This is a genomic window from Bradyrhizobium sp. NBAIM01, from assembly GCF_020194115.1.
In the GTDB taxonomy this organism is placed as follows: Bacteria; Pseudomonadota; Alphaproteobacteria; order Rhizobiales; family Xanthobacteraceae; genus Bradyrhizobium; species Bradyrhizobium yuanmingense.
Genome location: NZ_JADYVU010000005.1, coordinates 199,516 through 211,707, shown reverse-complemented (window position 1 = coordinate 211,707; position 12,192 = coordinate 199,516). Strand labels below are relative to the sequence as shown.

Below are 12,192 nucleotides of genomic sequence, written 5' to 3'. Positions count from 1 at the left end.
GGATCCTAGTGACGCAGGGTCGAAATCCCGGACGTCCGGAAAGACGCCGTTAACGCCAATTGCGCCCGCAATTCCAGCAGGATTTCGGGGGCGACCGGCTGGCGACGTACCTCGGGCCGCTCCGCGTGCTTCATAGCCGCGATCAGCCCCGACAGCCAAAGCCGGCTGCCTGCCTCGCTTCGCCAGTTCTGGTGCTGCCGTTCTGGCTGCATCGCTCGCCTCGTATCCCTGTTGGCGGGGAATGAGATAATCCCCTGCCCATCCGCCTGTTCCGACATGACACCCGAAAGAATCCGGGGAGATGTGATCTGGTTCACAGAAGTCTGGTCGGGCCTGGCTTAGACCGTCGCCATGAGCAAAGAGACCCAAACCTCATTCGACGTGCAGGACGACCTCCGCACCGATTACGCCCTGATCGTCACCGGCGTTGGGGCGGCTCTGGTTGCGCTGGTCTACCTCCTGCTGGTCTGAAGCCGAGCCGAATCGGTCAGCGTGCGTCATTTTGCGCGCCTCTCGGTAGGTCTGCGCGTCAGCCCCCAGGGTTCACGGGTTTCAGGATTTTTCCGCGGCGCGATCACAGCCCTCTGCGCCGAGCGAGTTCCGCCAAAATCCAGTCAAGCGCGGCGCGTGCTGCGACTGCTAATCATCCACCATTTTAACTGAGCGGTTGATAGCGGTCAGCTTTTGCTTCCGCTTTGACCTGCGGCGGCGCTTTATCCCGGCCCCGCATCCGCCCAAGAAAATTGCTAAGCACGTCCGACCATGGCACTGACTGATTCGAACGTTCTCAAACTCGCGCCCGATGCCGGAACTCCCGCCTATCGGAGCGCACCGCACAATATCGAGGCGGAACAGAGCCTTCTGGGCGCAATCCTGGTCAACAACGACGCCTTCTACCGCGTCTCCGACTTCCTGGAGGCCAAGCACTTCTTCGAGCCGCTGCACCAGACCATCTTCGAGACCGCCGGCAGCCTGATCCGGATGGGCAAGATCGCCACCCCGGTCACGCTGAAGACGTTCCTGCCGGCCGATACCGATGTCGGCGGCATGACCATCGGACAATACCTGGCGCGGCTTGCGGCCGAAGCCACCACCATCATCAACGCCCAGGACTATGGCCGCACCATCTACGATCTGTCGTTGCGCCGCGACCTGATCGGCATCGGCGAGGACATGGTCAACGTCGCCTATGACGCCCCGGTCGACTTCCAGCCGCGGGCGCAGATCGAGGATGCCGAGCGAAAGCTGTACGAGCTCGCCGAGTCCGGCCGTTATGACGGAGGCTTCCAGAAATTCTCGCAGGCCCTCACCGTCGCGGTCGATCTCGCGGCCAAGGCATTCCAGCGCGACGGCAAGCTGTCGGGCATTTCGACGGGCCTGCGCGACCTCGACACCAAGATGGGCGGCCTGCAGCATTCCGACCTCATCATCGTCGCGGGACGCCCCGGCATGGGCAAGACGTCGCTGGCGACCAACATCGCCTACAACGTCGCGCAGGCCTACGTGCCGGAGCTTCAGGCCGACGGCACCATGAAGGCCGCCAATGGCGGCGTGATCGGCTTCTTCTCCTGCGAAATGTCGGCCGACCAGCTCGCCACGCGTATCGTGGCCGAGCGCACCGGCATTCCCTCCTCCCACATCCGCCGCGGCGGCATCACGGAGGCCGATTTCGAGAAGATCCGGCAGGTCTCGATCGAGCTGCAGTCGCTGCCGTTCTACGTCGACGCCACCGGCGGCCTCTCCATCGCGCAGCTGATGGCGCGCGCGCGCCGGCTCAAGCGCCAGAAGGGCCTCGATCTCCTGGTGATCGACTACATCCAGCTGCTCTCGGGCTCGGGCAAGCGCGCCAGCGACAGTCGCGTGCAGGAAATCACGGAGATCACGACCAGCCTGAAGGCGCTGGCCAAGGAGCTCAACGTTCCCGTGATCGCGCTGTCGCAGCTCTCGCGTCAGGTGGAATCGCGCGACGACAAGCGGCCGCAGCTCTCGGACCTGCGCGAATCCGGCTCGATCGAGCAGGACGCCGACGTCGTGCTGTTCGTGTTCCGCGAGGAATATTACCTCGCCATGAAGGAGCCGCGCCCCGGCACCGAAGAGCATGCCAAATGGCAGGCCGACATGGAACGCACGGTCGGCCGCGCCGAAGTCATCATCGGCAAGCAGCGCCACGGTCCGACCGGCACCGTCGAGCTGCACTTCGATGCCTCGGTCACGCGCTTCGGCGACCTCGCGCATGACGGCCAGCTGCCGGACCGCAGCGACTACTAGATTGTTCCCCGGGTTGAACGGGGCCGGTCTCTTGCGTAAAACGACGCCATGACAATGGCGTCCGCCCCGAAATCGATCCCGCAATCCGGCCCACTCTCCCCGGAGGCCAACCAGGCTGCCGCGCTCGCCGCCTTCGGCGGCGTGCTGACCGTCGATCTCGATGCAATCATCGCCAATTGGCGCAAGCTCGAGAAGACCGCGGTGCCGGCCGAATGTTCGGCGGTGATCAAGGCCGACGCCTATGGCTGCGGCGCCGAGCAGGTGTCGCGCGCCCTGAGCAAAGCCGGTTGCAAGACCTTCTTCGTCGCCACCATCGAGGAAGCGCGCAAGGTGCGCGCCGCCGTTCCGGAGCCCACGATCTACGTGCTCGGCGGCTATTTCCAGAACACCGGCGAGCACTACGCCAAGATCAATTGCCGTCCGGTGATCGGCGATCTCAACGAGCTCGCCGAATGGGACGTGTTCTGCCGCCGCACCGGCTGGAACGGGGGCGCCGCTGTTCACATCGACACCGGCATGAACCGGCTCGGGCTGACGCTTTCGGAGGCGCAGGCCATCATCCCCCGCATCAACGCCGGCGATCACGGCATCACGCTGGTGATGAGCCATCTGGTCTCGGCCGAGCAGCTCAACAGCCCGATCAATGCCAGACAGCTCGCGACCTTCCGCAGCATCGCCAGTGAGTTCACAGGCGTGCCGGCGGCGCTCGCCAACTCCTCCGGCATCTTCCTCGGCGCGCCCTTCCATTTCGACCTGGTGCGCCCGGGAGCTGCGCTCTACGGCGTCAACCCGACGCCGGAGGCCGACAATCCCATGCAGCAGGTGGTCGACCTCAAGGCGCGCATCGTGCAGATCCGCACCATCGATCGCGGCGAGACCGTCGGCTATGGCGGCACCTGGACCGCGCGGCGGCCGACGAAACTGGCGATCATCGCAGTCGGCTATGCCGACGGCTATTTCCGCGCCGCCAGCTCCAATGACGGCACCCGCGGCGCCGATGTCATCGTGGCGGGCAAGCGCTGCCCTGTCGCGGGCCGCATCTCCATGGACCTGATCGCGATCGACGTCACCGATCTGCCGCCGAACGCGGTGCGGCGCGGCCACATGGTGACGCTGCTCGGCGAAGGCATCACCGTCGACGAGCTCGCGCACCATTTCGGCACGATCGGCTATGAGGTGCTGACCAGCCTCGGCCGCCGCTATGCCCGCGTCTACAAGGGTGGCAATGTCGAGGAGCCGCTGACGAAGCCGGAGCCCGTCTCGAACGCCGGGCAGCCGCCTTCCCCACCGTCGATCGAACAGCCGTCGGCGTTGCCGCCGCTGCCGAGTTAAACCACCCGCACCTACTTCTTCTTCCGGCTGTCCAGCGCCGTCTTGCAGGTGGCGGTGAGCTGGTCGCGCTTGGCGTTGAGGCAGGCGACGATGCCGCCGCCCGGCGCGATGCCGGCGCAGAATTTGTCGTAGTCCGCCTTGCACGCGCCGCGCGTTTCGGCTGACTGTGCCGTGGCCCCGGAGAACGCGACGATGAAGGCGGTAGCGGCAAAGCTCAACTTGGACATTGTATCTCCGGGGACGAAAGGCAGAGCCGGTAGCTCTAGATGAAGATCGCGACATTCAACATCAACAACATCAACCGCCGCCTGCCCAATCTGTTGGCATGGCTGCGAATGGCGAGGCCCGATGTCGTCGCGCTCCAGGAGTTGAAGGCAAGTGATGGCGAATTTCCGGCAGCCGCCATCGAAAGGGCCGGCTATGGCGCGGTGTGGCGTGGACAAAAGACCTGGAACGGCGTCGCCATCCTCGCCCGCAACGCCGAGCCCGTGCTGACGCGCGACCGCTTGCCGGGAAAGCCTGCCGATCTCGAAGCGCGCTACATCGAGGCCGCCGTACGCGGCGTCATCGTCACCAGCATCTATCTGCCCAACGGCAATCCGCAGCCGGGACCGAAATTCGACTACAAGCTCGACTGGTTCGCGCGGCTGCGGCGCCACGCCAACACCTTCATCAAGCAGGACCTGCCGGTGGTGCTCGCCGGCGACTACAATGTCGCGCCCACCGAGATCGACATCTATCCGACGCGCTCATGGGACAAGGATGCGCTGATCCAGCCGAAGAGCCGCGCAGCCTTTGCCGCGCTGGTCGAGCGAGGCTGGTGCGACGCGATCCGCGAGCTGCATCCGGACGAGCGCATCTACACGTTCTGGGACTACAAGCGGAACCGCTGGCCGCGCGATGCGGGCCTGCGGCTCGACCATCTCCTGCTCAGCCCTGCCCTCGCCCCGCGCCTCGCCAAAGCCGGCGTCGACAAGAAAATCCGCGGCGAGGACGGGGCGAGCGATCACGCGCCGGCGTGGGTGGTGTTGCGGTGATCGCGGCCCGACAAAAACCTGAAAAACAACCCCATGCACAGTAGCTGGCCCCAGTCCGCTCAATGACTTACGGGTAAACCGAATCGAAGTTGATCCGTCGGGCAAAACACTGGCATGATGTCACCATCGAAGGCGTCCACGTGGCGCCGAGGGCTCTTCAGATCGCCCCTTCATCGGGAATGTTGAGGACGGTGCCGCAAGCCTTGCAATGCACCGCATCGGCATCGTGCCTCTGGAGCCCGCACGTCGGGCATGGAAACCGCACCTTGTGGGGACTGAGGAGCGCGCGGGCGAGATTGAAGAACAGCGTCACGCCGAAAATCATGATCACGACGGTGATCAGACGACCGAACGTACCCGCCAGCGTGATGTCGCCGAAGCCGGTCGTCGTCAGCGCCGTGACGGTGAAATAGAGGGCATCGGCATAGTTCCGGATCTCGTCGTTGCGAAACTTCTGGGTCTCGTAAACGATCCCGGTCATCACGAAGATGAAAACGGCGAGGTTCGTGACGGCGAAGATGACCTCTTCGTTGCGACGAAAGAACGGGGAATCGATGCGCAGCCTCACCAGCATCTGGTAGTCGCGAAGCAGGCCCAACGTCCGCAGAATCCGGAGAAAGCCGCCCGCCTCGCCGGCAAGCGGCGCCAGGAAGGATACGATCGCGACCATGTCAGCCCAGGTCGCGAGCTGGGTGAATTTTTGAAACGGATGCTGATCGACCAGGAGCCGGGCGGAGAAATCGGCAAGCAGAATAACGCCGAACAGGACGTCGAGCGTCTCGACGATGTCACTGGGCGGCAGGAACGAGGTCGCAATAATGAACAGCACCGTCACGATATCGAAGATGAGCAGCGCATAACGGAAGCGCACGCCGTCCGGCGTTGCGCCCTCGTAAAGGAGTCGGACATTGCTTCTGAGAGACGTGAGGGTCACTGCACCATGATCGCGGTTTGCACGGATGATGGCAACTCGGAGCGTGTGCCGCAACCGACGACGTCTGTATAGCTAGAGTGGGCCTCGCGATTAGGAACCCGGACCGCGACGCGGTGTTGAGCTCTCTTTGGGGGCTGAATGCTCAAACCCGACGATTGTCGCAAGCTTGCGGAGCAATATCGAGCGCGCGCGAATGATGCCACATCGGCGAAGCGCCTCGCCAATGTGCTTCTGAGCGTTTCCAACGCCTATCTCGCTCTGGCGAGCCAACTGGAGCTCCTTGCGTCCGTCGAACATCAGGAGCACGCGAGGAGAGCCGGTCGGAACGTTCAAGGCTGAGCCGTCAGACGAAAGATGCAAACCAAGCCGGCGGCGGCGCCATGAAGCCTCATCATTGCGGTGCCCCGCGATCGAGTTCGCCCCGCTGATCCCTCGGAGGGAAGCCTCTTGACCTCCGCGGCCTGGTAAGCATACTGGTCTGACCACGATCAGACCAAGAGACGGGGATGGAGTTCAAGCGAGCCGCCGACGGCGAAAAGGGGTTCGAGAAGGTGTTTGCCTTCCTGCGCGAGCGCCTGCTTACCGGCTCGCTCAGGCCGGGCGACCGCCTGATTTCGGAGCGCGAGCTCGCCACCCTGCTCGGCGTCAGCCGGCCAATCGTCCGCGAGGCGCTGCGCGCCCTCACCGTCCTCGGGATCGTCGAGATCCGCGACCGCATCGGCACCGTCGTGACGCGGCCAGATGTCTCGGTGCTGAACGACTTCTTCACCTTCGCCCTCGCCCAGCAGGCCGACATGCTCGAGGACGTCATGCAGGCGCGCGTCGCGATCGAATGCCAGGCGATCCGGCTCGCCTGTGAGCGCGCCAACATCGCCGATTTCGAACGGCTGCAGCGCGCGCTGACGAAGATCGGCGAGACCATCGACGAAGCCGATGCAGGCGGCATGGCGGATTTCGACTTCCACCGCGCGATCGTCGTCGCCTCACATTCGGAGACGCTGAGCGTGCTGCACGCCTCCATGGAGGGCCTGTTGACACATTCGCATCGCAGCCGCCGCGAGCTGGTGCAGGCCTTCCCGTCGATGAAGACCTATCTGGTCGACGATCACCGCCGCATCTTCGAAGCCCTCATTGCGCGCGATCCCGAGCGCGCGGATGCGACGCTGCGCAAGCATTTCGCCATCGGCGACGAATACCGCAGACGCGCCGTCGTCGGCGACATCGACAAGACCAGTGCCTCGGGCTGATCGCGCACAGCCCTTCAATCAAGACGCCAATCAAACCGTAACGGACTGACGACATGGGACGGAACGACAAGGGCAAGGTCGGCTTCATCGGCATCGGCACGATGGGGCGGGAGATGGTGCGCAACCTGCAGGCGGCGGGCCACGCGGTCCGCGTCTTCGATCTGAACGAAGCCGCGCTGGCCGACAGCGTCAAGGAAGGCGCGACGCGTGCCAAAAGCCCTGCCGATGCCGCGCAAGGCACCGATATCGTCATCACCATGCTGCCCGACACGCCCCACGGCGAGGCGACGATCTACGGCGAGCAGGGCCTGCTGAATTCCCCGCCGCCGGGCAAGCTGATCGTCGACATGAGCACGATCTCGCCGGTTGTCGTCCGCCGCATCCATTCGGACCTGCAGAAGACAGGCGTCGGCTTCATCGACGCGCCGGTCTCCGGCGGGCCGGTGGGCGCCAAGAACGCCGCGCTCTCGATCATGGCCGGCGGCGATGCGCACACGTTCGCCAAGGCCGAGCCGTTCTTCCGCGCGATGGGCACGACCATCACCCATGTCGGCGCATCCGGCGCCGGCCAGACCGTCAAGCTCTGCAATCAACTGATCTGCGGCATCAACATCCAGGCGATCTGCGAGGCGCTCGCGCTCGGCCGCGCTTCGGGCCTCGATCTCAACCTGCTGCGCCGGGTGCTGCTCGGCGGCTCCGCCGCTTCCTGGATGCTCGACAAGCTCGGCCCCGCGATGATCGCCGGCGACGTCTCCGCGGGCTTCCGGATCGATCTGCAGCTCAAAGACCTTCGCCTGGTGCAGGAGCACGCACAGGCCCTGAACGTGCCCCTGCCCGGCACCGCGCTCGTCACCAGCCAATATGTCGATGCGCGCGCCCATGGCGAAGGCAGCAACGGCAACCAGGCGCTGTTCCGCGTCTATGACCGCATGACCAACCAGACCACCGGCTGACCCTGGAACGATGAGCCTCCAACTCGACTTTCCCGCAGTGCTGGAGCGTTGGCCGAGCTTTCTGGCCGGCGCCGTCCTCACGCTTGAGTTGGCATTCTTCGCGACCGTGCTAGGCGCTTTGCTCGGCACGCTCGCGGCGGTCGGGCGCGGCACGCACAATTCGCTCATTGCAGGTGCCTGCAAAGTCTATGTCGAGACCATCCGCAACACCCCGCTGCTTGTGCAGATCTTCCTGGTCTATTTCGGCCTCGCCAGCCTCGGCCTGAAATACTCCGCCTTCACGGTGGCGGTGGCGGCGCTGACCATCAATGTCGGCGCCTATACCGCTGAGATCATGCGGGCCGGCTTCGAGGCGATCCCGCGCGGGCAGATCGAAGCCGCCGAGGGGCTGGCGCTGTCGCGCTTCCAGATCTACTGGCACATCATCCTGCTGCCGGCGGTCGAGAAGGTCTATCCTGCGCTCACGAGCCAGTTCGTGCTCCTGATGCTGGCCTCCTCGGTCTGCTCGCAGATCTCGGCCGAGGAGCTCACCGCGATCGCCAACTACATCCAGTCGGACACCTATCGCGCGTTCGAGACCTACATCATCGTCGCCGTGCTCTACGTCATCCTGTCGCTGGTGATGCGTGCCGGCTTCTGGGGCCTCGGCCTCCTCCTGTTTCCGCGCCGGCGCCGGCTCGGCACGCCGTTGTGAGATGACCATGGGCGGACATCTCAACATCAATCACCTGATGTTCCTCGGCCAGGGCGCGCTGTGGACCATTGGCCTGTCGCTGATCGCGCTGATCGGCGGCGGCATCGTCGGCTTCGTGATCGCGCTGGCGCGCATCTCGCCGCTGAAATCGGTGCGGCTCGCCAGTGCGATCTATGTCCAGTTGATCCAGGGCACGCCGCTGCTCGTCATCCTGTTCCTCGGCTATTTCGGTCTTGCCGCGATCGGCCTGAAGGTCTCGCCGCTGGTCGCGGCCGGTGCCTCGCTGACGCTCTACGTCGCCGCCTATCTCGGCGAGATCTGGCGCGGGTGCATCCAGTCTGTGCCGAAGCCGCAATGGGAGGCCGCCGAAGGCCTGGCGCTGAGCCGCACCCAGCGCATGGTCAAGGTGATCCTGCCGCAGGCGATCCGCATCGCGACGCCGCCGACCGTCGGCTTCATGGTGCAGATCATCAAGAACACCTCGCTCGCGTCCGTGGTCGGCTTCGTCGAGCTGATGCGCTCAGGCCAGATCGTCAACAACTCGCTGTTCGAACCGTTCGCCATCTACGCCATCATCGCCGTCACCTACTTCGCCATGTGCTATCCCCTGTCGCTGTTCAGCCAGAGGCTGGAACGGCGGATGGGACGTGGCAGGTCCAACCTCGCGCCAGCCTGAACATGCAGCAAAACGCCCCCTCCTCCGAACCGATCGTGTCGCTCCACAACGTGCAGAAGAGCTTTGGCGCGCTCCGCGTGCTCGACGGCGTCTCCTTTGCCGTTGCACGTGGCGAGGTGCTCGCCCTGATCGGCCGCTCCGGCTCCGGCAAGAGCACGGCGCTGCGCTGCATCGACCGCTTCGAGAAGGTCGACGGCGGCCAGATCGTGGTCTGCGGGCATCGCGTCGACCGTCCCGACGTGAACTTGCGTGCGCTACGCCAGGACGTCGGCATCGTGTTCCAGAGCTACAATCTGTTTCCGCACCTCACCATCGAGCAGAACATCACGCTCGCGCCCTGCGCGGTGAAGGGCATGGCGACGTCGCAGGCCAAGGATCTCGCACGAAAAGTTCTGGCGCAGGTCGGGCTGGATGAAAAGCTGCACGCCTATCCCGAGCAGCTCTCGGGCGGCCAGCAGCAGCGCGCCGCAATCGCCCGCTCGCTCGCCATGCAGCCGAAGGTGATGCTGTTCGACGAGGTCACCTCCGCGCTCGATCCCGAACTCACCGGCGAAGTGCTGAAGGTGATCGAACAGCTCGCGGCTGACGGCATGACCATGGTGATGGTTACCCACGAAATGGGCTTCGCCAAGGGCATCGCCGACCGGATCGTGTTCATGCATCGAGGCAAGGTCCACGAGACCGGACCTGCCTCGATCCTGACGTCGCCGACCACGCCCGAACTCACGCAATTCGTGGGGACGGGGAACCTAAAATCATAACAGGGAGAGGAGAACCAAGGGATGACCAACAGAATGGTGCTGGGGACTGCCGCCGCGTTGTGCGGCCTCATCATGATGGCGGCAACGCCCGCGTCGGCCGATCTGCTCGACGACATCATGAAGGCGAAGAAGATCCGCATATCGACCGACCTCGCCATCCCGCCCTCGGGCATGATGGATTCCACCATGAAGCCGACGGGCTCCGATGTCGAAGTGGCGCAGATGCTCGCCAAGGATTGGGGCCTCGAGCTGGAATTCATCCAGACCACCGGTGCGACCCGCATCCCGAACGTCCTGACCGGCAAGGCCGACATCATCATCTCGACCCTGTCGGTGACGGCCGAGCGTGCCAAGGTGATCGACTTCACCAAGCGCTATGCGACGCTGCAATCCGACGTCGGCTGCCTGAAATCGTCGACCGTGAAGGACTGGCCGGACCTGAAGGACAAGTCGATCGGCGTCTCGCGCGGCACCACGCAGGACACAACCTTGTCCAACATGAAGGACAAGGACCTCAAGATCGCACGCTATGACGACGATGCCACCATGGTGACGGCGGCGGTGTCGGGCCAGGTCGACTGCGTCGGCTCGTCCGCGACGATCATCAACCAGATCGGCGTGAAGAATCCCTCGCGCGTGTTCGAGTCCCGGATTCCGCTGGCGACCTTCGACCTCGCGATCGGCCTGAAGAAGGGTGAGCAGCCGCTGATGGACAAGCTCAACGCCTGGATCACCGACAACGTCAAGAACGGCAAGCTCAACGCCATCTACAAGAAATTCCACGGCGTCGATCTGCCGGCGGACATGCGCAGCTGAACCACGGGGAAAGACATCGTGACAGCCGCGCGCGGCTGTCACGGTCAATGCAAAGATCAAGAAGGACAAAGAATGCGTCTCGTCATCGGATCCGACCACGCCGGCTGGCCGCTCAAACAGACCGTCATCAACCACATCCGCAAGCTCGGCCACGAGGTCATCGACGTCGGCTCCTATGACGACAAGCCGGTGGATTTCCCCGACATCGCCCGCGCCGTGGCGGCGAAGGTGACGTCGGGCGAAGCCGCGCGCGGCATCATGGTGTGCGGCACCGGCGTTGGCGCCTCGATCGCCGCCAACAAGATGAAGGGCATCCGCGCCGCGGTCTGCCACGACATCCACTCCGCGCATCAGAGCGTCGAGCATGACGACGTCAACGTCATGTGCATCGGCGCGCAGATCGTCGGCGCCTGGCTCGCTGTCGATCTCGTGTCGTCGTACCTGTCCGCCGAATTCTCCACCGACGAGGATTTCCGCCGCCGCGTGGAGAAGCTGCGCGTCATGGACGAGGAAGGCTGAGGGCTCTCCGCCATGATCCTGGTGTTCGGATCGCTCAACATCGATCTGGTCGCGCAGGTTCCGGTGATTCCAGGTCCCGGCCGAACGGTGCTGGCGCCGTCCTACCGGACGCATTTCGGCGGCAAGGGTGCCAATCAGGCCGTTGCCGCCGCGCGGATCGCCGGGCCTGGACGCGTGAGCATGGCTGGCCGCGTCGGCCGGGACGGATTTGGCGACAGCGCGATCGAGAACCTCAGAGCCAACGGCGTCGACGCCGACCGCGTCATCAGAGCCGACGAGCCGACCGGTTGCGCTTTCATCACCGTCGATCAGGCCGGCGAGAACGCAATCACGGTGGCGAGCGGCGCCAACATGACGGCGCGTGCCGGCGATCTTGCGAGCGAGCTGTTCAATTTGGACACCGTGCTAGTGCTTCAGATGGAGGTGCCCTTTGCGCACGCGCTGGAAGCTGCCCGAAGAACCGCCGCGGCCTCCGGCACCGTCATCTGGAACCTTGCACCCGTTCCGGAGCAGATGACGCGTGAGATGGTCACGGAGCTTCTCGCCGTCACCGACTATCTCCTCGTCAACGAGCACGAGGCGCGCGACGCCGCCACCGCCATCGGTCTGGCGTCCGCCGACTACGAAGCCGCAAGCGCCGGACTCGCGAAGTCCGGCAACCTCACCTGCATTGTCACCGCCGGCGCACAAGGCGCGCTCGCCGTGACGGTGGAAGGCACCCGCCTGCGGGCGCCCGCCCAGCGCATCACGCCGGTGGACACGACCGGCGCCGGCGACACCTTCGTCGGCGCCTTTGCGGCGATGATCAGCGAAGGCGTGTCGCTGCAACGCGCGCTCGAAGTGAGTTGCGAAGCGGCGGCTTTGAAATGCCTCAAGGCCGGCGCCCAGACCGGCATGCCCATGCGCAGCGCGATGGGCTCCCTCGCGTAGGACCGATCGCCCGCATCGCTGCCCG

The 12,192-nt window shown here is 64.7% G+C and carries 15 protein-coding genes; 12 read left to right on the top strand and 3 right to left on the bottom strand.

Features of this window, described 5'->3' with window-relative positions; all coding sequences use genetic code 11:
* Positions 1-5 precede the first annotated feature (5 nt).
* Positions 6-317 carry a hypothetical protein gene (locus tag I6F31_RS18775; RefSeq protein ID WP_225112255.1) on the bottom strand — a complete coding sequence of 104 codons (312 nt, stop codon included), beginning with the start codon at positions 315-317 and terminating at the stop codon, positions 6-8.
* 445 nt (positions 318-762) lie between these two features.
* On the opposite strand from I6F31_RS18775, the gene I6F31_RS18770 reads away from it, so the two are divergent.
* Both I6F31_RS18770 and alr read left to right on the top strand, forming a co-directional pair.
* Entirely contained in the window at positions 763-2,268 is a 1,506-nt protein-coding gene (locus I6F31_RS18770; RefSeq protein ID WP_036000744.1) for a replicative DNA helicase, read from the top strand.
* A 54-nt stretch (positions 2,269-2,322) separates the two neighbouring features.
* Complete coding sequence (alr, locus tag I6F31_RS18765) at positions 2,323-3,600, top strand: alanine racemase (protein WP_225186012.1); 1,278 nt, start codon at positions 2,323-2,325, stop codon at positions 3,598-3,600.
* A gap of 11 nt (positions 3,601-3,611) precedes the next feature.
* On the opposite strand, the gene I6F31_RS18760 is transcribed toward alr, so the two are convergent.
* A complete protein-coding gene (locus tag I6F31_RS18760; protein ID WP_036000751.1) occupies positions 3,612-3,827 on the bottom strand; it encodes a cysteine rich repeat-containing protein in 216 nt (71 codons plus the stop codon).
* A gap of 39 nt (positions 3,828-3,866) precedes the next feature.
* Between I6F31_RS18760 and I6F31_RS18755 the strand changes: the two genes are divergently transcribed.
* Entirely contained in the window at positions 3,867-4,637 is a 771-nt protein-coding gene (locus I6F31_RS18755) for an exodeoxyribonuclease III (protein ID WP_225185927.1), read from the top strand.
* Positions 4,638-4,794: 157 nt separating this feature from the next.
* Here I6F31_RS18755 and I6F31_RS18750 read toward each other — a convergent pair whose 3' ends face one another.
* A complete protein-coding gene (locus tag I6F31_RS18750) occupies positions 4,795-5,571 on the bottom strand; it encodes a potassium channel family protein (RefSeq protein WP_225133022.1) in 777 nt (258 codons plus the stop codon).
* A 138-nt stretch (positions 5,572-5,709) separates the two neighbouring features.
* Here I6F31_RS18750 and I6F31_RS18745 point away from each other — a divergent pair, with 138 nt between their 5' ends.
* The 9 genes from I6F31_RS18745 to I6F31_RS18705 all read left to right on the top strand — a co-directional run bounded on the left by I6F31_RS18745 (position 5,710) and on the right by I6F31_RS18705 (position 12,167).
* Positions 5,710-5,910, top strand: a complete 201-nt coding sequence (locus tag I6F31_RS18745; protein WP_141697612.1) for a hypothetical protein — start codon at positions 5,710-5,712, stop codon at positions 5,908-5,910.
* A gap of 167 nt (positions 5,911-6,077) precedes the next feature.
* The gene (locus I6F31_RS18740) at positions 6,078-6,818 is read left to right on the top strand and encodes a FadR/GntR family transcriptional regulator (RefSeq protein WP_225185926.1); all 741 of its coding nucleotides are present in this window, start codon (positions 6,078-6,080) and stop codon (positions 6,816-6,818) included.
* 53 nt (positions 6,819-6,871) lie between these two features.
* Positions 6,872-7,771: an NAD(P)-dependent oxidoreductase gene (locus I6F31_RS18735; RefSeq protein WP_225185925.1), complete on the top strand. Its 900-nt coding sequence runs from the start codon at positions 6,872-6,874 to the stop codon at positions 7,769-7,771.
* Between the two features lie 10 nt (positions 7,772-7,781).
* Positions 7,782-8,465, top strand: a complete 684-nt coding sequence (locus I6F31_RS18730) for an amino acid ABC transporter permease (protein ID WP_036034066.1) — start codon at positions 7,782-7,784, stop codon at positions 8,463-8,465.
* Positions 8,466-8,472: 7 nt separating this feature from the next.
* Positions 8,473-9,141, top strand: coding sequence for an amino acid ABC transporter permease (locus tag I6F31_RS18725; protein WP_036034095.1), 669 nt, complete (start codon positions 8,473-8,475; stop codon positions 9,139-9,141).
* Positions 9,142-9,143: 2 nt separating this feature from the next.
* Positions 9,144-9,902 (top strand): amino acid ABC transporter ATP-binding protein, encoded by a 759-nt coding sequence (locus I6F31_RS18720; protein ID WP_036000768.1) that lies wholly within the window; start codon positions 9,144-9,146, stop codon positions 9,900-9,902.
* Positions 9,903-9,923: 21 nt separating this feature from the next.
* Positions 9,924-10,718: a transporter substrate-binding domain-containing protein gene (locus tag I6F31_RS18715; protein WP_036000770.1), complete on the top strand. Its 795-nt coding sequence runs from the start codon at positions 9,924-9,926 to the stop codon at positions 10,716-10,718.
* Positions 10,719-10,790: 72 nt separating this feature from the next.
* A complete protein-coding gene (gene rpiB, locus I6F31_RS18710) occupies positions 10,791-11,237 on the top strand; it encodes a ribose 5-phosphate isomerase B (RefSeq protein WP_225133017.1) in 447 nt (148 codons plus the stop codon).
* 12 nt (positions 11,238-11,249) lie between these two features.
* Positions 11,250-12,167: a ribokinase gene (locus tag I6F31_RS18705; protein ID WP_225133016.1), complete on the top strand. Its 918-nt coding sequence runs from the start codon at positions 11,250-11,252 to the stop codon at positions 12,165-12,167.
* The last annotated feature ends 25 nt before the right edge of the window (positions 12,168-12,192 follow it).

Excerpts from the sequence above, each read along its gene's own strand:
- I6F31_RS18770 (WP_036000744.1), top strand. The coding sequence starts at position 763 with ATGGCACTGACTGATTCGAACGTTCTCAAACTCGCGCCCGATGCCGGA.
- alr (WP_225186012.1), top strand. The coding sequence starts at position 2,323 with ATGGCGTCCGCCCCGAAATCGATCCCGCAATCCGGCCCACTCTCCCCG.
- I6F31_RS18760 (WP_036000751.1), bottom strand. The coding sequence starts at position 3,827 with ATGTCCAAGTTGAGCTTTGCCGCTACCGCCTTCATCGTCGCGTTCTCC.
- I6F31_RS18755 (WP_225185927.1), top strand. The coding sequence starts at position 3,867 with ATGAAGATCGCGACATTCAACATCAACAACATCAACCGCCGCCTGCCC.
- I6F31_RS18745 (WP_141697612.1), top strand. The coding sequence starts at position 5,710 with ATGCTCAAACCCGACGATTGTCGCAAGCTTGCGGAGCAATATCGAGCG.
- I6F31_RS18740 (WP_225185926.1), top strand. The coding sequence starts at position 6,078 with ATGGAGTTCAAGCGAGCCGCCGACGGCGAAAAGGGGTTCGAGAAGGTG.
- I6F31_RS18735 (WP_225185925.1), top strand. The coding sequence starts at position 6,872 with ATGGGACGGAACGACAAGGGCAAGGTCGGCTTCATCGGCATCGGCACG.
- I6F31_RS18730 (WP_036034066.1), top strand. The coding sequence starts at position 7,782 with ATGAGCCTCCAACTCGACTTTCCCGCAGTGCTGGAGCGTTGGCCGAGC.
- I6F31_RS18725 (WP_036034095.1), top strand. The coding sequence starts at position 8,473 with ATGGGCGGACATCTCAACATCAATCACCTGATGTTCCTCGGCCAGGGC.
- I6F31_RS18720 (WP_036000768.1), top strand. The coding sequence starts at position 9,144 with ATGCAGCAAAACGCCCCCTCCTCCGAACCGATCGTGTCGCTCCACAAC.
- I6F31_RS18715 (WP_036000770.1), top strand. The coding sequence starts at position 9,924 with ATGACCAACAGAATGGTGCTGGGGACTGCCGCCGCGTTGTGCGGCCTC.
- rpiB (WP_225133017.1), top strand. The coding sequence starts at position 10,791 with ATGCGTCTCGTCATCGGATCCGACCACGCCGGCTGGCCGCTCAAACAG.
- I6F31_RS18705 (WP_225133016.1), top strand. The coding sequence starts at position 11,250 with ATGATCCTGGTGTTCGGATCGCTCAACATCGATCTGGTCGCGCAGGTT.